At 63.4% G+C, this 17,968-nt stretch carries 14 protein-coding genes and 5 tRNA genes; 5 read left to right on the forward strand and 14 right to left on the reverse strand.

From position 1 onward, the window contains the following. Positions 1 to 188: 188 nt before the first annotated feature. Positions 189 to 1,103, reverse strand: coding sequence for a DUF1559 domain-containing protein (locus BUS42_RS26410; protein WP_074312035.1), 915 nt, complete (start codon positions 1,101 to 1,103; stop codon positions 189 to 191). 117 nt (positions 1,104 to 1,220) lie between these two features. Further along, entirely contained in the window at positions 1,221 to 2,051 is an 831-nt protein-coding gene (locus BUS42_RS26415; protein WP_074312036.1) for an RNA polymerase sigma factor, read from the reverse strand. 255 nt (positions 2,052 to 2,306) lie between these two features. On the opposite strand from BUS42_RS26415, the gene BUS42_RS26420 reads away from it, so the two are divergent. Further along, positions 2,307 to 3,053, forward strand: a complete 747-nt coding sequence (locus tag BUS42_RS26420; RefSeq protein WP_074312038.1) for a ferritin-like domain-containing protein — start codon at positions 2,307 to 2,309, stop codon at positions 3,051 to 3,053. 534 nt (positions 3,054 to 3,587) lie between these two features. Here BUS42_RS26420 and BUS42_RS26425 read toward each other — a convergent pair. The 7 genes from BUS42_RS26425 to BUS42_RS26455 form a co-directional block, all read right to left on the reverse strand. Beyond that, positions 3,588 to 3,659, reverse strand: a tRNA-Met gene (locus BUS42_RS26425). A 452-nt stretch (positions 3,660 to 4,111) separates the two neighbouring features. Beyond that, a tRNA-Met gene (locus BUS42_RS26430) sits at positions 4,112 to 4,183 on the reverse strand. Between the two features lie 521 nt (positions 4,184 to 4,704). Continuing rightward, positions 4,705 to 4,776, reverse strand: a tRNA-Met gene (locus BUS42_RS26435). A gap of 368 nt (positions 4,777 to 5,144) precedes the next feature. Further along, positions 5,145 to 5,216, reverse strand: a tRNA-Met gene (locus BUS42_RS26440). A gap of 541 nt (positions 5,217 to 5,757) precedes the next feature. Then, positions 5,758 to 5,829, reverse strand: a tRNA-Met gene (locus BUS42_RS26445). Positions 5,830 to 5,950: 121 nt separating this feature from the next. Next, a complete protein-coding gene (locus BUS42_RS26450; RefSeq protein WP_074312039.1) occupies positions 5,951 to 6,568 on the reverse strand; it encodes a dihydrofolate reductase in 618 nt (205 codons plus the stop codon). 52 nt (positions 6,569 to 6,620) lie between these two features. Further along, positions 6,621 to 7,457 carry a thymidylate synthase gene (locus BUS42_RS26455; protein WP_074312041.1) on the reverse strand — a complete coding sequence of 279 codons (837 nt, stop codon included), beginning with the start codon at positions 7,455 to 7,457 and terminating at the stop codon, positions 6,621 to 6,623. Positions 7,458 to 7,808: 351 nt separating this feature from the next. On the opposite strand from BUS42_RS26455, the gene BUS42_RS26460 reads away from it, so the two are divergent. Then, a complete protein-coding gene (locus BUS42_RS26460; RefSeq protein ID WP_074312042.1) occupies positions 7,809 to 8,198 on the forward strand; it encodes a helix-turn-helix domain-containing protein in 390 nt (129 codons plus the stop codon). Between the two features lie 72 nt (positions 8,199 to 8,270). Here BUS42_RS26460 and BUS42_RS26465 read toward each other — a convergent pair whose 3' ends face one another. Together BUS42_RS26465 and BUS42_RS26470 are read right to left on the reverse strand one after the other, a co-directional pair. Then, positions 8,271 to 9,734, reverse strand: coding sequence for an NADH:flavin oxidoreductase (locus BUS42_RS26465; RefSeq protein ID WP_074312044.1), 1,464 nt, complete (start codon positions 9,732 to 9,734; stop codon positions 8,271 to 8,273). Between the two features lie 127 nt (positions 9,735 to 9,861). Next, positions 9,862 to 10,608: a class I SAM-dependent methyltransferase gene (locus BUS42_RS26470; protein ID WP_254053808.1), complete on the reverse strand. Its 747-nt coding sequence runs from the start codon at positions 10,606 to 10,608 to the stop codon at positions 9,862 to 9,864. Between the two features lie 247 nt (positions 10,609 to 10,855). Between BUS42_RS26470 and BUS42_RS26475 the strand changes: the two genes are divergently transcribed. Together BUS42_RS26475 and BUS42_RS26480 are read left to right on the forward strand one after the other, a co-directional pair. After that, a complete protein-coding gene (locus tag BUS42_RS26475) occupies positions 10,856 to 12,019 on the forward strand; it encodes a cysteine desulfurase family protein (protein WP_074312045.1) in 1,164 nt (387 codons plus the stop codon). Positions 12,020 to 12,323: 304 nt separating this feature from the next. Continuing rightward, positions 12,324 to 12,653, forward strand: a complete 330-nt coding sequence (locus BUS42_RS26480; protein ID WP_074312047.1) for a HesB/IscA family protein — start codon at positions 12,324 to 12,326, stop codon at positions 12,651 to 12,653. Positions 12,654 to 12,842: 189 nt separating this feature from the next. On the opposite strand, the gene BUS42_RS26485 is transcribed toward BUS42_RS26480, so the two are convergent. Continuing rightward, positions 12,843 to 13,670, reverse strand: a complete 828-nt coding sequence (locus BUS42_RS26485) for an ABC transporter permease subunit (RefSeq protein ID WP_074312048.1) — start codon at positions 13,668 to 13,670, stop codon at positions 12,843 to 12,845. Then, positions 13,667 to 14,575: an ABC transporter ATP-binding protein gene (locus BUS42_RS26490; protein ID WP_254053809.1), complete on the reverse strand. Its 909-nt coding sequence runs from the start codon at positions 14,573 to 14,575 to the stop codon at positions 13,667 to 13,669. Before BUS42_RS26490 ends, BUS42_RS26485 begins: the two co-directional genes overlap by 4 nt. A 442-nt stretch (positions 14,576 to 15,017) precedes the next feature. Between BUS42_RS26490 and BUS42_RS26500 the strand changes: the two genes are divergently transcribed. Continuing rightward, positions 15,018 to 17,198, forward strand: a complete 2,181-nt coding sequence (locus BUS42_RS26500) for a leucine-rich repeat domain-containing protein (RefSeq protein WP_074312052.1) — start codon at positions 15,018 to 15,020, stop codon at positions 17,196 to 17,198. 204 nt (positions 17,199 to 17,402) lie between these two features. Here BUS42_RS26500 and BUS42_RS26505 read toward each other — a convergent pair whose 3' ends face one another. After that, complete coding sequence (locus BUS42_RS26505) at positions 17,403 to 17,564, reverse strand: hypothetical protein (RefSeq protein ID WP_254053810.1); 162 nt, start codon at positions 17,562 to 17,564, stop codon at positions 17,403 to 17,405. Between the last annotated feature and the right edge of the window lie 404 nt (positions 17,565 to 17,968).

The raw sequence follows: 17,968 nt of genomic DNA on the forward strand, positions 1-17,968 counted from the left end.
GAGTTAGGACTAACGTCGAGGCGGAATCTCACGCGGCGGCGAACGCCCCGCGGCCGGGTTCCGACTCGACGCGATTTTTTTCGAAGGTCGGAGCAAGGTGCATTCGGCGATTACGTGGACTTCGCGGTTTGAACTCACCGTCCAAGGAGTCGCCCGGCCGGGCCGTTGAGATTCAGGACCTGGGGAAGTCAGTAGGCGTCCGCGTCGAGGATCTCGCCGCCGGCTCGGGTGCAGAGGGCGTGATAGACGTCCAGGGCGATTGTCGACCGGACGAACCGGACTGATCCGTCGGCGAAGAGGAAGTTGCCTCCGCCGCTGTGCGGGCTGTAGAAGTCATCCGGCGCGGTTCCTTGGGCGTTGAAGCCGACGTCGCCGGCGTGGGCGACCACCAACTCGCCGCCGTGGCCGATCGAATGGTAGTCGGGGATGCCGGCCGGGGCATCGTCGGAAAACGAGCTGATTCCGCCATCCGGTGCGCCGACCCAGGGGGTTTTGACCAAGCAGGCCCCGCGCTCGCCGATGGCGATGGTGGAACTGGTCCCGTCGAGAATCTCGGAGTGTCGGACCACCAGGTTCCTTCGGAACAGGCCGTCCCCCCGATCCGGGAAATCGTCGATTTCAAGCCCGGCACCGAAGCAGGCCGCATAGCTGTTGGTGTGGAAAATGCCGACCGGCGGGTTGCCATCGCGTACGACCGTGAAGAGGCCGGCGTCGCGGTCCGCCGGGCAGATGTAGACACCGGTCGCGGCCTGCCGAGTCGTCAGGTTCGCGGTCTGCTCGACGGGGAGCTGGAAGTTGGCTGTGTTGTAGAGCGGGACCTGCTCGATCTGGGCAAGAATCAGGGTGGCCCAACTCCAGCCCGGGCTCGTCTGGTAAGTGTTCGGACTTGGGGTCGCGACGTATCCCATCGGCAAGGCGCCGTGGACCTCGTGATAGTTCATCAAGGCGATTCCCATCTGCTTGAGATTGTTGACGCATCGGATCCGGAGCGCCGCTTCACGGGCCGCCTGGACGGCGGGCAAGAGCAACGCCCCCAGGACGCCGACGATCGCCAGAACGACCAGGATCTCAATCAGACTGAACCCTCGGCGTGCCCTTGCCATCACTTCTCCTCCCGAATCTTCGGTGGACCGGAACCATGTTGTTTTAAAGTCAATATTTGGGTTTGCGAATAAGTGATGATTGATGGAATCGACTTTGTCAGGATTGTGATTCCCAGGTCAGTGGCACGCCTTCCGGGCCGCCTCGATCAGCCAAGCGAGCCAGGTCCCCCGGTGTGGTGCCGGTAAAATCAACATCAGTGCAATTCCCGACCCGAGGAGTGCCGAGGCTGTGCTCGCGATCAGGCCGACCCGAGGGATCGGCCTCGGTTGAGCCCGAACGGGTGAGCGCCGGATCTGGCTCTGTTGCCGGCTGGCTGCGTTCAGGGTGGCCTGGGCGAGCCGAGGTGGGATCACCTTCGCCGACGCGCGGTCGGGCCAGAGCATGAGGAGAAGCAATGGGGTGAGTGTGAGGCCGCGACGGTCGAGCCGGGATTGGAGCCGTTCGCGACCGCGCGCGAGCCGTTCCTTCACGGTGCTCGTGGGGCAGCCGATGAGCTGAGCCGCCTCGTTGGTGGTCCTGCCGTCGAGGTAGCAAAGCCGGATCGGTTCGCGGAGCTTGGCCGGGAGCCGATCGATTTCCTCGTGGAGGGCGCGATGAACCTCGTCGGCTTCCACCTGGGAGTCGCCCGTCACCTCCGTCGTTTGTCGAACCTTGTACTCGCGAATTCGGCGCCGGCTCGTGTCGACCCGTGATCGAACGGCAATTCGGTGCGCGACGCCGTGGAGCCAGGGGCCGAGCGAATCCCGCTTGCAGATCGAACTGGCTTTGCCCGCGAGCAAGAGGAAGGTGGATTGGAAGGCATCCTCCGCATCCTGGGATTGCCCGAGGACCTGTCGGCAGACGCGCCACACCCTGGGGCCGTGCCGGGCCATGAGTGTCTCGAACGCTTTCGCGTCGCGGTCCTCGACGAAGATGCGGAGCAACTCACTGTCACTGGCTGCGATCATGGCTGTCATCCCATCGTCATCAGTGATGAGGCCCGGCCCCCTTGAGATAGTGCAACGGAGCGCCGCTTTGGTCGGATCTTTCTTTTTGGATTTTTTTGGGGAAGCCGTTCGCTCACTCGCTCCCGAGGAAAATTGCGCTGGGGCCGAAGAAACCGTCGACCGCCGCCGGCCTTCCCCGCACTACTCTGGTGAACGGGGCGGACGTCGTTTTATCGTCCCGTTGGGATGGAAATGCCTGATGCTGGAGAACTCGTCATGCATGATGATAACTCGACTCGCAACTTGAGCGTAGCCCAGGGCGCGACGGGGCCTGATTCGCGGCGGTTGTTCCTCCGAGGGGCGACCGCGGCAGCCTTACCGAGCCTGATTGTGGCGACGTCGTCGAACCTGCTGGCTGCGAATCCGAAGCCCAAGCCCAAGCCGAAACCGATCCCCCTTTCCTCTGTCCAGGTTGACCGGGCGGTGGTTCGGGTCTTGATCCATGAGATCCAGAATGACGAGGCGGACCACGTCACGATCCTCCAGAAGTTGCTCGATGACTCGGGCAATCCGCTGACCCCAAAGATCCGGCCGACGCCGGTTTTGAACCTGTCCAACCTCGTTCAGCACAATCTCCGCTCGTTTCTGATGACGGCCGCCGCCTTTGAGAACACGGGCTCGGGGACGTATGGGGGAGCGCTTTTCGCCGTCCAGCAGACCAACGAATACTTCCCTACCGCCGTCGGACTCTGCACCGTCGAGTCGCGTCACGCCTCGTTTTTGAATGCGCTCCTCAGTCAACCGCTTGTTCCCGACTTTGCGCCCGTCGAGTCCCCGATCGCACAGGGAGTCACCCTGTCACGCGTCGCCCCTTTCGTCTCCGACCCGGTGGTCGGGCTTCCCTCGTTCGACCCGGTCAACTCGTCGGACCCCAACAACTTCCGGATCCTCGACTTCCTCCTGTTCCTGGAATACATCGAGGCCGCGTTCTATCGGATCAATGTCCCGCGGTTCTTCCCCTGAGTGATACGGACGGACCATGGCCGTAATGTCCCGCGGTTCTTCCCCTGAGTGATACGGACGGACCATGGCCGTCAGGACACCCGCCTTCCTTCGATTGAAGGACTGCGATGGTCGAATGCAGGCATAGACGAACGGCAGTGTCCTTCCACACCGACCTATTCCCTCCCCTCCGCATGCTCCGCGAAAATGGGAGTGAACCCGAGTCTGATTGGTCTTTGGAATGCGACCAAGTGTTCACTCAGATTGCCACCCCGGACGCGCCCCACTCGCCGGTCTTTGGGAGCTGACGGACTCGGACGGGGCGATTTCGGTCCCGCCGCTGGATGCGGCTGGCCTGCATAGGTGTGCTGATTGATTGAAACCGGTCAAGACATGACGATGCGCCTCAAGCAAATCGCAGTCTTCGCCAACCGGCGATATGCCCGTCGCAGGGCGAATATGTCTTGGCCAAGAACTGGCCATTATGTGGACCCCTTTTGATAAAAAAGGATCCACCTCCAGGTTGTTGTGGTCGACCTGGGTCTGTTCAATCAGTTGCGCCGGGCGGAATCGAACCACCTACCTCCAGGTTATGAGCCTGGCGAGCTACCGGTGCTCTACAGCGCACACGTACATTAACCGGTCCCGCCCCAGCTGTCAATGGAGAGCCGCCCTGAATGTCGCAAGCTGAGCAACAACATTGATTTGCGGATTACTTCGCCGAAGCGATCGCCCACCCCTGTCTCGAGTCCTTCGCGTGGAAGTGGGGCGTTTGACCTGTTTCGTTCGCCCTGCAAGGCGAGCAAGGAGCGTCAGCGCCCTGCCCCTCTCCGCAAAGCCGTTCTGACTTGCTCGTCGCCAAGTGCTTCCTGGGACCGCGGGCGAATCCAAAGTCGTTTGGTCCCTGCACCGCCAACAGGCTGGCCTTGTGGGGCTCAAGGCGGCCCACCTGTGTCGAACGGAAATTGTCTCTTGGCCAAGAACTGGCCATCACACGGACCCCTTTTGATGAAAAAGGATCCGACTCCCAGGTCGTTGTGATCGGCGTGTCGCCGTTCGACCTGGGTTAGTTCAGTCAGTTGCGCCGGGCGGAATCGAACCACCTACCTCCAGGTTATGAGCCTGGCGAGCTACCGGTGCTCTACAGCGCACACGTACATTAACCGGTCCCGCTCCGGCTGTCAATGTCGACCTGCCCTGAATGTTGCAAGCTGAACAGCAACATTAATTTGCGGATTGCCTCGCCGAAGCGATCGCCCACCCCTGTCTCGAGTTGTTCGCATTGAAGTGGGGCGTTTGGCCCATTTCGCTCGCCTTGCAAGGCGAGCGGGTCCGCAAAGCCGCTCTCACTTGCTCCCAGTCAGGTGCTTCCTGGGACCGCGGGCGTCCCGCCCGCTCTTGTGTTGAATTGAAAATATCAAATGGAATTGCGGGCGGGTCGCCCGCGGTCCCAGGGGGAGGCGAGCGAATCCAAAGTCATTTAGCCCCTGCTCACCATTCGCAATGTGAGACGAAGCGAGGTCTGTCCTCGCCATGGCCCACCTGTGTCGAATGGAAATTGTCTCTTGGCCAAGGACAGGCCAGCATGCGGATCCCTTTTGATAAAAAAAGGACCCGTCCCCAGGTCGTTGTGATCGGCGTGTCGCCGTTCGATCTGGGTCTGCTCAGTCAGTTGCGCCGGGCGGAATCGAACCACCTACCTCCAGGTTATGAGCCTGGCGAGCTACCGGTGCTCTACAGCGCACACGTACATTAACCGGTCCTGCCCCGGCTGTCAATGTCGACCTGCCCTGAATGGTGCAAATAGCTTTGTACCATTGGTTTGCGCATCGTTTCACCGGATCCGTTTTTTCCGGCGACAGCGTCACTGTGTGTCCAACAATTCCTGTGGGGTGGGCACGGTCCACCATACTTATCTTCTCGTTTAGCACAGAGATTGGGATGGTGGGCCGTGGCCGCCCGCCGGGAGGGAGTCTCAAGCTTCCCCGCGAACGCGAATTGTCCCTTGACCAAGAACTGGCCATCATGCGGACCCCTTTTGATGAAAAAGGATCCGACTCCCAGGTCGTTGTGATCGGCGTGTCGCCGTTCGACCTGGGTTAGTTCAGTCAGTTGCGCCGGGCGGAATCGAACCACCTACCTCCAGGTTATGAGCCTGGCGAGCTACCGGTGCTCTACAGCGCACACGTACATTAACCGGTCCCACCCCGGCTGTCAATGTCGACCTGCCCTGAATGTCGCAAGCTGAGCAGTATCATGAATTTGTAGATCGCTTCGCGGGAGCGAAGCTCGCCCCCTGTCCTTGTGACTTCGCATTGGCGTGGGGTGGATTGGCCCGTTTCGCTCGCCTGCAAGGCGAGCGGGTGGCGTCCATTCCCCGTCCCTCTCCGCAAAGCCGTTCTTACTTGCTTCTCGCCAGGTGCTTCCTGGGACCGCGGGCGTCCCGCCCGCTCTTGTGTTGAATTGAAATATCAGATCAAATCAAATTGAATTGCAGGCGGGTCGCCCGCGGTCCCAAGGGGAGGCGAGCGAATCCAAAGTCGTTTGGTCCCTGCACCGCCAACAGACTGGCCTTGTGGGGCTCAAGGCGACCCACCTGTGTCGAACGGGAATTTTCCCTTGGCCAAGAACTGGCCATCACACGGACCCCTTTTGATGAAAAAGGATCCGTCCCCAGGTCTTTGTGATCGGCGGCTCGTCGTTCGACCTGGGTTAGTTCAGTCAGTTGCGCCGGGCGGAATCGAACCACCTACCTCCAGGTTATGAGCCTGGCGAGCTACCGGTGCTCTACAGCGCACACGTACATTAACCGGTCCTGCCCCGGCTGTCAATGTGGAGCTGTCGTGAATGTTAAGATTTGGATCGCATGAATTTATCGCATGTGAATAAATTGCTAGATTGAGAACCCCGAGGAAACTTCAGACGATCGGTTGACCCGTGTGAGGATCAGGTAGCGAGCCCGCGATCGGGTTGGATTGAGCGTGGAGCCAGGCGGAGAGGTCGAAGTCGTGATGATCGAGGTTGGGGACCTGTTCGCGCTCGAGGCTGAGGAACCAGTGAGGGTGGGCATTCTTGCTGTCGGGGAGGCAGTATTCCTGGCTCACAAGCCGCCACTGCTCTTCCTTCGCCTGGTTGAGCGGGAAAAAGGTGTCGCCCGGAAACTCACCTTCGACGACGGTAAGCAGGAGCCGGTCCCAGAGGGGGAATGTGTCCTGATAGACCACTCCGCCGCCGATGATCATGACTTCGCCGTGGTCTCCCCCCTGTTGCTCTGCGGCGATCTTGATTGCGGCTTCCATCGAGCTGGCGACCCGAAATCCCTCCGCGCGGTAGTGGGCCGAACGCGACAGGGCGATGTTGAGTCGACCTGGCAGCGGGCCACGGAGCGATTCCAAGGTGCGGCGTCCCATGATCACCGGCTTGCCCATGGTGGAATCGCGGAACCGTCTCAGGTCGCGCGGCAGGTGCCAGGGCATTTTGACGCCATCGCCGATCACTCCGGTTCGACTCATCGCGGCAATGGCAGATACGATCATGGCGATTCCTTCTCAATCCCTCTCTCATACAACTCATCAATCATACGGTCGCTCAGACCGCCACCTCGCCTGAGAGGCGGGCATGGTGGCGATAGCCAACCAGCCGGAATTGTTCGGGCGTGAGACCGTCGAGGCTGGTCACGCTGTCATCGATTTCCAGCTTCGGGAGTGGATAAGGCTCTCGGGCCAGTTGCTCGCCCACCTGATCGAGGTGATTCTCGTAGATGTGTGCGTCGCCGAATGTATGGATGAACTCGGCGGCCTCGAGACCGGTCACCTTGGCGATCAGGTGGGTCAACAACGCATAGCTTGCGATGTTCCAGGGCACGCCCAAGAACAGGTCGGCCGACCGCTGGTAGAGCTGGCAGGACAGTCGGCCGTTGTTCATCGAGAACTGGCAGAGCGTGTGGCATCCCGACGGGCCGTGAATCTTGGGGAGGTCGGCGGGGTTCCAGGCGGTGAGGATCAGCCGGCGCGCGGCCGATGCGGTCGGATCGGCTTTGACTTGCTCGATCCCGCGGAGCAACTCCGCAACCTGATCCACGCGCTGTCCGTCGCTCCCCTCCCAGGCCCGCCACTGCTTGCCGTAAATCGGGCCGAGTTCGCCGGTTTCATCGGCCCACTGGTCCCAAATCTTGACGTTGTGGCGCTGGAGGTAGTCGACGTTCGTTGATCCGCTCAGGAACCAGAGCACCTCGACGACCACCTGCCGGAACGGCACGGTTTTGGTCGTGACCAGGGGAAACCCTTGAGTGAGGTCGTAACGGTTCTGATACCCGAAGAGGCTCCGCGTCTTCGGCTTCGTCCCCGTGCTCTCCAGCACCGCGCGCGAGGCTTTCACCTCGCCTCGTTCGTAGACCAATCGTAGTAAATCCAAATACTGCTTCATTTTGAGATCCTTCCCGCTCCTGGTTGAACACGTTCCTCACCTCGCGACGGGCAGGAAGCTCTCCCAGCATATGCTAGGGGTATCGACATTGAGGACTACGAGAGTCGCGGCGCAACCGAGCGAAATTGTTTTTGAAGCGTTTGGCAAACTCGGCATCATTGGAATTGTTGAGAGCCTTCCGGCGATTACAAGAGAAGTCGTTGTTACCACGCCTTGGCAAGGCGGTCGTTGTATTGAGGATTTTGTATCATAAATGATGCGGTTTTCGCTTGGAATCGGGTCTTAACTGATGCCATTGTAGGAGGTGGGCCGCGATTGCGGTTTTTTTGTGGGGAGGAAGGGAGGGCGTGAATGCGAGACGACGCTGGGGCGCTCAGTATGCTGAATCACCGACGGCGAGAACTCGGTCTCAGCTACGAGTTACTTTCGAAACGAAGTGGTGTCTCTCGACCGACGGTGCAACGGATTCTATCCGGCCATCATTCGGCTGCGAGCTTTGCCAGCATCCTGGCGATTGCCCAGGCGATGGGGCTCGCGCTTCGGTTCGATTCCGAGGTCGATCCTCGCAAGCTGAAACGTGAGCAGGCCGAACGGAAGGCGAAAAGGCTCGTCGCCCTGGTTCAGGGGACGTCGGGGCTTGAGGGCCAGGCGGTGGATCGGAATATGGTCGAGTCAATGATTGAGCAGACCACACACGAGCTTCTTGCAGGCTCGACGCGAAAGCTCTGGAGCGAAGATTGAGCCGTTGGCAACTTCTCCCAGGTGAAACCCCGATCGACCGCTCGGGGCTCATGCTTTCGTACATAGTTTGTCTTAAGCACTTGAAGAACTCGGGCCGAGGGTATCGCGTTTGAGCTGGGCGAGCCGCTCCCGTTCGGGCCTGGCCTTGTAGAACGGGTCGAGGGGATAGCAGCCGGAGACCAGGCCGTTGCGCGGGGCGGTGGTGCAATCGCTGAAGGTCCGGCAGATCCGTTTGCGGTCCGAGACCCGGCCGGCGATGACATCGGCGGGGAGGTCGGGATAGGACAGGACCATTCGGCCCAGGCCCACGAAGTCGGCGCCGCCGTCGCGGACCACGCGCTGGCCGACGTGGGGGAGCCAATCTTGCAAGTAAGTATAGCCCGATCCGACGATGGCGAGGTTGGGGTGGCGGGCCTTGAGGGTGGCGGTGGCGGCAACCTGGCGGGCGACGCCGATGAGCGGGTCTTCCGGAGGCAGGTAGCCGTCGGACGGGGGAAAGGCGCTGGGGCGCTGGATGTGGGGGTTGTAATACGGGCTGCCGGCCGTGGTGCAGACCCAGTGGATGCCGAGCTCTTCCAGTAAGTTGAGGAAGGTCGAGGGCTCGGCCAGGTCGAGGGCCAGGCCCGTGCTCGGGTCGCCGCCGAACGCGTAGGGATAGGGGGAGCCGAGGCCGGGCCAGGGCCACGGTTCGCCCCGGCCGTCGGGGCCGGCCCGGTAGGGGAGGAAGTCGAAAATGCTCAGCCGTACGCCGACCTCCAGGCCGGGAGCTTCCGCCTTGATCCCTTCGACAATCTCGCGCAAGAACCGGGTGCGGTTCTCGAGGCTCCCGCCGTACCGGCCGGGGCGATCGACGGCCGAGAGGAACTCATGGCCGAGGTAGCCGTGGCAGTGCTTCACGTCGACGAACGCATAGCCGGCGTCGCACGCCTGCCGTGAGGCGCGGACGAAATCGGCGACCAGGCGGGCGATCTCGTCGTCGGTCAGCAGGTGGACGTCGGCCCCGAGGCCGAACTTGGGGTCGAGGCAAGGGTGCCGGTAGAGGACTTGCGGCTCCATCTTGCGCTTGTCGTACGGCCGGGCGAACCGCCCCGAGTGGGTGAGCTGAAGCCCGACATACAGGTCATCGGTGCGGCCGAAGTGCTCGCGGTGGACGGTGTCGAGCCGGAGGCGGAGCCGTTCGAGGCTGGCCAGGTTGGCGTCGTTGATGACGAGCTGGTTCGGGTTCGCGCGGCCGTCGGGGCGAACGGCGACGGCTTCGCCTCCCCAGATCAGCTTGGCGCCGCTGAGCCCGAAGTTCTCCCAGCGACGGATCGTCAGGTCCGACGGTTTGCCGTCGAGTTCGCCGTCCCATCCTTCCATGGGGAGGATCGCGAACCGGTTGCCGACCGTGCCCCCGCGCCAGTGGTAGGGCCGGCCCAACGGAGCCTCCGCGCCGGGCTCGACCGACTCGTCGAACGGGAGGTCGATACCGAGCCGTTCCTGGGCGTCGCGGAAACTTGCGGCCGACTTCAAACTGGCGATGCGGCGGGGTTCCATTCCTTGAGCCTCTCGAGACCGACCGGACCGGGGCGCCTCTGTTCTCTGCGCTTCCATTCTCCGCGCGACCAGGGCGGCGATCAACCGCCCGGTCGTGATGTCGGTCTCGGAGTCCTACGGCCCGGTCTCAACCCTCGTGAGGAATGGCCGAAGCCGAGGTTGAGGTGTCGCGGCTGCCGATGCCCGCGATCCCGCGGAAGTGGGGGGACGGGAAGATCGACGAGGGGGCCGGATCGGTGGCGACGGCCTCGGTGAGCAAGAACGGGGCGGGGCCGCGGTGGACCTTTTGCGCGATGGCGCGGAGGCCGGCCTGGGCGAACAGTTCGCGGAATCGCTTCGATGAGGCGTGATGCACGTCCCCTTCGACCCCGGCGACGCAGACGTCGTAGATGAACCAGCCCCAGAGGCCGTCCCGGTAGCCGTCGATCAGCATCAGCCGGCCCCCCGGCCGCAACACCCGGTGCATCTCGGCGATCGCCCGGTCCTGGTGGGGGTAGTGGTGGAAGCTGTTGGCGCAGGTCACGATGTCGAACGTGCCCGAGGCGAACGGGAGCCGTTCGCTATCCGCCTGCGCCGGCTGGATGTGTCCGGCATGCTGCCGCCAACGCTCGGTCCCCTTGGTGAGCATCTCGGCCACCAGGTCGATGCCCCAGACTTTGGCGTTGGGCAACGACTCGCGGATTCGGGAGGCGAAGACGCCGGTCCCGCAGCCCACGTCCAAGATCCGCGCGGGGCGATCCTCCACGACGGTACGGATCCTCCGGATCAAGGCCCGGTGCGATGGCCCGAAGAGGAGCCATTGCAGGATGGAGCGATCGTAGCTTTCGCTCCAGCGGGTGAACTCGTGCGTCGCCTGGTCCCGGTCGTACGCCATGGTGCCTCCCTGCGATCTGTTGGATCTGTCGGTGGGAAGGGCGGGCATTTCCATTCGCTCGCCATCGCGCCCCTTTTTGTTTTTTTTTGCGGGTTTCGCCATCGAAAACCAGAAGGGGTGGGCCATTGTGCCCCGAGTTGATCCCCAAGGGAATTCCAACTACGATGAAAAAGCCGGATATTCCGCGAAAAAAGCAACGTCGCCTCCGCCCCTTTTCCCTCGTTTCACGTGGAGAGAGCGCCCCGAAGTGCCCAACTTGCCCATCTATCTCGACAACCATGCGACCACGCGGGTCGATCCCCGGGTCCTCGAGGCGATGCTCCCCCATTTCACGTTGACCTATGGCAATGCCGCGAGTGTTGCGCACCGCTTCGGCTGGGAGGCCGCCGAGGCGGTCGACCGTGGCCGGGAGCAGGTTGCCAGGCTCATCGGTGCGGAGGCGAGAGAGATCATTTTGACGTCGGGGGGGACCGAGTCGAATAACCTGGCGATCAAGGGGGTCTTGCCGGGCCTGAAGTCGCGTGGGAACCATGTCGTCACCACCGCGATCGAGCACAAGTCGGTGCTTGACCCGCTGAAGCGGCTGGCGCGCGAGGGGTGGGAATTGACGATGGTCCCCCCTGCCCCGGACGGCCTGGTTTCGGCGGAGTCGATCGCGGCCGCGCTGACCGAGCGGACCGTCCTGGTCTCGGTCATGGCGGCCAATAACGAGGTTGGCACGCTCAACCCGATCGCCGCCATCGGCCGCCTCTGCCGCAGCCGCGGTATCCTGTTCCATACCGACGCGATCCAGGCGGTCGGCAAGGTCCCGCTCGACGTTAACGACGATTCAATCGACTTGTTAAGTCTTTCCGCCCACAAGATTTACGGGCCGAAGGGGGCGGGTGCGCTGTATGTGCGCCGTCGTGATCCGCCGGTACGGCTGGTCCCGCTTTTCGATGGCGGCGGTCATGAGCGTGGATTGCGGAGCGGGACCGTGGCGGTCCCGTTGGTCGTCGGCCTCGGCGAGGCCGCCACGCTGGCGGTTCGGGAGCACGCCGAAGAATCGGCCCGGATCTTGGAGCTCCGCGAGCGGCTGCATGCGGCGATCTCCGGGCGGGTCCCGGTCCTCCGGCTCAACGGTCATCCGACGCTCCGGCTGCCCGGCAACCTGAACCTGAGCTTCGCCGGCGTCGATGGGGAAGCGTTGATGATGGCGATGCGCGACGTGGCGGTCAGTTCGGGCTCGGCCTGCACGTCGGCCAACCCCGAGCCGAGCCACGTCCTCCGCGCGATGGGGGTCGACGAGCCGATGGCGCGGGCCAGCCTGCGATTTGGCCTGGGGCGGTTCACCACCGCCGAGGAAATCGAGTTCGCGGCCGACGCCGTGGCCAGGGCCGTAACCCGGCTCCGAGCCTCGGATGCGCCTTGAACGAAGCAGCACCACCCATACTGTCTTCCACCGGACGGTTCTCGGGAACGTGGATCCAGGCGAATTCCACCTGGCCACGAACTTCGGGGGGCTGGGCCGCGTAGGATACTTGGCGGACACCTGACCCATTGAATCACGCGCTGAGCTCTTCCACCGGCGTGTGTGGCGACAAATAGGGGCTTTGCGAGCCTCTTGTCGGATGTGCGGGAAGGCGTTGGGATTTGACTCGACGTTATGATAGGATTATGGGGAGCGACGCAGCGTCGTCGTACCGGGGACGTTTCGCCAGCAAAGGAGATTACCGATGGGTGTGACCCTGAGTGAAAAGGCTGCTGTTGAGGTCAAGAAGATTGTCTCCGAGCAGAATCTTCCCGAGGAGACGGTGCTCCGCATCGGCGTCCAGGGGGGAGGCTGCAGCGGTTTCTCATACAGCTTGAACTTCGACACCGCCGTCTCCGAGCGCGACCGCGTCATCGACGTTCACGGCGTGAAGCTGGCCGTCGACAAGAAGTTCGACCCCTACCTCGACGGAACGGTTGTCGATTTTTACGACGGCCTGGAAAAGCGCGGCTTCGTCTTCAACAACCCGAACGTCGTCAAGTCGTGCGGCTGCGGCAGCTCGTTCCAGGTCTGATCGTCATCGACCGGCGTTCGACGCCAGCCGTCCTCGAACAACGAATCAAAGGGGTGGGCCATTCCAGTGGCCTGCCCCTTTTTTTTTTGAGCGGTATCTACCCTCGAATCACGCAGACCCCACCGTTTCGCAAAAAGACAGACAGTTGCACCTCGCTCGATGTGTTTCGTTTGTCGTGAGCCGATCGCCCTAACTATTCGACGGCAGGTCGCGACGCTGGAAGACGGCGAAGGCCGTGGCAACGCCGATCGCCCCCACGGCGCCGAGGGCCGTTGCGTGACGGACGAACGACTTGCCCGTGACGGCGACCTCCACCGGGTCGAAGGCCTTGAAGACCGAGAACCGACCAATCCACTCCCAATCCGAGAGCGTGGGTAACGTCGACGCGATCCCCGCGGCGAACCCGGCAATCGTTACCGCCGCGGCGATCAGATTCGGCCGCCAGCGGACGACGTCCCGGGCGGCGAGGAGGAGCGTGTAGCCGTAGACGGCCACGCCGACCAGGGCCAGGTTCGCGGCGGGCTTGATCAGGGCCAATGCCGTGGGCGGGTCAGAAACGCGATTGTAGAATCCCCCGACGCGGTTGCCCACGACCAGGGCCGAGGCGAGGACGACGAGCCCGAGCAGGCCGCCCATGACCTGCGTGGCGAAGTATCCCAGCCTTGAGACCGGCCGCGACAGGGTCAGGTCGAGTGTGCCCCGCTCAATCTCCCCGGCGACCGCGGCGCTCCCCCGCGAAATCGCCCACAGGCAGATGAGCAGCATCACGAACGGGTGGTTCCAGAACATGACCTGGAACGACAGCGAGGAGAAATCCATCGCCGCGCCGCCCATGCTCCGGGTGAAACGCTCGAATCGCTCGGCGTCGTTGCCGCTGACGCGGAGGAACTGACGCTCGATACGGGCCGCGATGAACGCCGAGAGCCAACCCAGGCCGAAGAGCGACGCCGAGGCGAGGCCGAGGAACCATCGCGATTCGTCCCATTGCCTGCGGAGCATCGTGACTATCGCTGTCATGGTCGGTCGTCCTCATCACTCGCGTCGGGCCCGTGGTATCGGTCATAGAGGCTGCGTAGATCCTCGGTGCCGATGGCGATGTCAACGATGGGCTGAGCACCAATCCAGGTCATCAGCGGGGAGATGACCCCGCGATGCTCCCAAAGTACGGTGTCCCCGTCCCGCTTCCTCGCGATGAGGCCCAGTTCCTCGGGGAAGCTCTCGGGTACGCCCCCTTGGTAGCGGGCGAGGACCATCCGGAGGCCGTGTCGGGCATGCATGTCTTCGACGTGCATCAACCGGCCCCGCCGCATGATGGCCACCCGATCGGAGACCGCCTCGACTTCGGAGAGGACGTGCCCCGAGAAGACGACCGTCTGCCCGTTGGTCTTCGCCTCACGGACGAGCGCGATGACGTCGCCCCGGACCGTGGGGTCGAGGGCCGACGTGGGCTCGTCGAGGATGATGATCTCCACCGGGTCGGCGAACGCCTGCGCGAGAGCGAGCTTCTGCTTCATGCCCGTCGAATAGGTGCGGACCTTGCGCGTGAGGTCGAGCCCCATCACCCGTTCCGCCAGGGCGACGGCCCGGTCGAGGCCGATGCCCTCGCGGAGGTCGCTCATGTAACGCAGCATTTTGAGCCCGGTCAGGTGGCCGTAGAGGCGGATTTCACCGGGGAGGAACGAGACAAGGCGCCGCACGTCCCGCCCCTGCCGCCAGGGGTCGAGACCGGCCACTGTGGCGCCTCCAGCGGTCGGGTAGAGCATGCCGAGGAGGAGGCGGATGAACGTCGTCTTGCCCGCCCCATTCGGCCCCAGGAGTCCCAGGACTTCGCCCTTCCGGACTTCGAGCGTCACGTCCGACAGGGCGGTGAAGCGCCCGTATCGCTTCGTGAGCCCTTGGGTCGCTATCACCGGCTCGTCCATTCCATTCGCCTCGCTCCACGTGGACCGCTCACCGATTGGGGATTGATACCGTTCGGGATCGGATTGCCCGGTCGGTCTACCGGTCCTTTGAGGCCCTTCTCATCCGCGGGTCGCTTGTCCACGAAGAATGGAGCCACCCTGGCATCGCCTCACCCCCGCTTTGTCGTCATCAAGCTGAGAACTCCTTCGTCAGCCGCTCGGTGCGAAACTCGATCGATTTCCTCCACGAATTACTCGATCGCCGAACCATTGTTTCAAAAAAATCGTCAGGCGGGACGTGGTTCCGTGATTCAACGGGACGCCTCTGGAGGATCGGCTTGGGCGTCATTGCCCTCCGGCCGTTAGGTTTGCCGGCGGTTCGACGGGCTTGTTAAGATGGTCCGATCTCAAGGTCGGAAGCATAAGCACGTCTGCCAACGAGTCACGGTCGGGAGGTCAGGTGATGCACAGGTCGATTCGACTTGCGGCGGCATGGTCGGTCTTAGCCGCTGGGGTGGGCGGGTCGATCCCGACCTTGCACCTCCAGGCGGCGCCGCCCGAGGCGCCGGTCCAGAAAAAGGGGGCTGTCACGCCGGTCGCGAGCGCCGCCGTGGGACCGCGCTCGGCCGTGGCGTTCGGCTTTGGCGGCAAGGTGGGTCCCAAGGACCAAGGGTTCGTGCCCGGGTTCGAGTCGTACAAGCTTCGGTTCGGCCCGGGCGACTGGGCGGGCGCCCGGATCATCATCACCAGCGCCTGGGGCGACAAGAATCCGGACACCGATCTGTGGAACTGGCCGGACGGGCGCAACGTCCGGGCCACGGACGCCCTTTCCGACAAGGACGGCTCTTATTTCATCTACTCCCTGGCGACAGCCAACGCGGACGACTGGGTCGTCGCCAACTTCCGCTACACGTTGCGGGATGGGCGACACGGCGTCGCCAGCACCATCATCCCTTACGGCGGGAATCCCGAGATCCCCAAGCAGACCGTCGCGGCGCTTGGCTTCGGCGGAAGGCTCGGGCCGAAGGATGAGGGCTATCTCCCCGACTTCGAGTCGTACAAGCTCCGGTTCGGCCCGGGCGACTGGGCGGGGACCAAGGTTCTCGTCAGCAGCAACTGGGGCGAGGGGTCGGACGACGCCGACCTCTGGGGCTGGAAGGACGGGACCGAGGCCAGGTCGTCGGAGGTCCGCCGCGACGCCCAGGGATATTACTTCGTCCACTCGCTCCGCGCGGCGGGCCATTCGAGGTGGGTCGCCTCGCTCTTCCGGTTCGCGAGGAAGGACGGCCGATCGGGAGTCGCGCAGTCGCTCTACTCGTTCTCCGGAGCGCTCGTGCCGCCGAAGCCGCCGGGGCAGTCGATCCACGCGCCGACCGCCCCGCCTCCCGCGGCCAGAAAGCTCCCGAAGCCGACCTCACGCGTCCTGGCGGCGGCCCGACCGACCGTCGCCGACCTGAAGTATCTGCGGGAACTCACCGATGCCTTCCAGGGGATGGAGCTCGACGAGTTCGCGGAGACCACCCGCCTGGACCTGAACGGCAAAGCGATCGACGACGAGGGCATGGTCCACCTGCGGGGCCTGAAGCGACTTCGGACCCTCTCGCTCCGGGGGACGAGGGTGGGGGACGCGGGACTCGAGAACCTCGCGGGGCTCACGAGCCTGCGCGAGCTCAACCTGATCGGCACACCCACGACCGACGTGGGGCTCCAGGTCGTCAGCCGCCTGACCGGCCTCACCGATCTCAACGTCGACCAGACGCTCGTGACCGACTCGGGAATGATCGTGCTTCGGAAGCTCGCGAATCTGGAGGAACTGACGCTCGTCGCTACCGACGTCGGCGACACCGGTCTCGCGGCATTGAAGGGGCTGGCGAGACTGCGCCGGCTCGTTCTGGGGAAGGATCCCGCCTTCGTGGGCGAACGGATCACCGGGGCCGGCCTGGCGGCCTTACAGACGCTCCCGAACCTAGAGCAACTGGGACTGTCGTTCCTCACGATCGGGGACGACGGGCTCGCGCAGCTTCGGGGAATGCGCAAGCTCTCCCTGCTCGACGTCTCGTCCAGCAACGTCACGGATGCCGGTCTCGTCCACTTGAAAACGTTGCCGGAGCTGAAGCAGTTGCACCTCGATGCGACGCCCGTGACCGCCGCCGGCCTGGCGCATCTGAAGGAGATCCCCAAGCTCAAGTACCTTTTCCTCGGCTACTCCGACCTCGGCGACGCCGCGATGGCCCAGCTCGCCCCCCTCAAAAACCTCGAGGTCCTCGCGGTCACCAAGGGGAACGTCACCGACGCGGGGCTCGCGCAGCTGCGAGGGCTCACGCAACTCGATCGCCTCTTTCTCCCGGACAACAAGATCACCGGCGCAGGCGTGGCGAACCTCCAGCGCTTGACCCGGTTGAACCAGCTTAACCTCTACTACAACAAGCTGGACGATGCCTCGCTCGCCGTGTTCAAGGCCCTGCCGGAACTGCGGCAGCTCTACATCTCAGGCGACCAGATCACGGACGCGGGCCTCGTCCATCTCAAAGCCTTGAAGAACCTGCGCTACCTCAATATCTCGTGGACCAAGGTGACCCAGGCCGGTCTCGACGACCTCAAGAAGAGCCTCCCGGAGCTCCGCGTCGACTCCGGCGATTTCTGAACCGGGCCGCTCGAGTCAAAAGAGTCGCTGATTTGCCGGCGTCGCGACGCTCGAAGCCGGCTTCCCCCCCGATGCCGGAGCGGGATGAGTCGCGGGCGACGGTTGATACGCGACCTGCTGATGATCGCAATGACCGCGCACGCCATGGCTGGCGATCGGGACCAGCGCTTCTCACCGTACGTTGATCGTTTTCAGACGATTGCGTTACATCCAACGGTCATTACCGGAATCGGCCCGTTGCTCATCGCTCGTCAGGCTGAGGTGGTCCAGGTTTTCCTTGGGGTCGTCGTGCGGGGCTTCGCAAGAGAGACTGAGGCGGTCCATCGACTGGTGGGCTGTGTCGGCGCTGGGTCGGTTTGGCGACACTCGATGATTGTCCTGCCTCGGGGACCCGGTTGTGAGCTCGGACAGGCGACTGGTGAAAGGCGTCATGACTGGGTTCCTCTGAATTCGCTTGGTTTGTGGCGCGTGGAGGGAAGTGAACGGCGTCCTCCGACTGACGCTGGACTCGCGATCGGGCCGGACCGGTGGCCCATTCAGGACGGCTCCGCTTTGGGGGGAGCGTGGTCCGAAGGCCAAGGGTCGACGGGTCGGTCTCTCAAGTCCGGTGGGCGGATCGCACTTCAGCCCAGCGCGGACGACTCCGGACGGAACACGGGGCGAGATGGGCATGCCTTCTCAGCCGGAGGCAGAAGAAGGCTTGCGACATTCGCACCGTCACCGACGAGTGTGGACCCGTTGTATCGGTCGGAGGTTTCCGCCTGAGCGAA

Source organism: Singulisphaera sp. GP187, from assembly GCF_900129635.1.
Lineage (GTDB): Bacteria > Planctomycetota > Planctomycetia > Isosphaerales > Isosphaeraceae > Singulisphaera.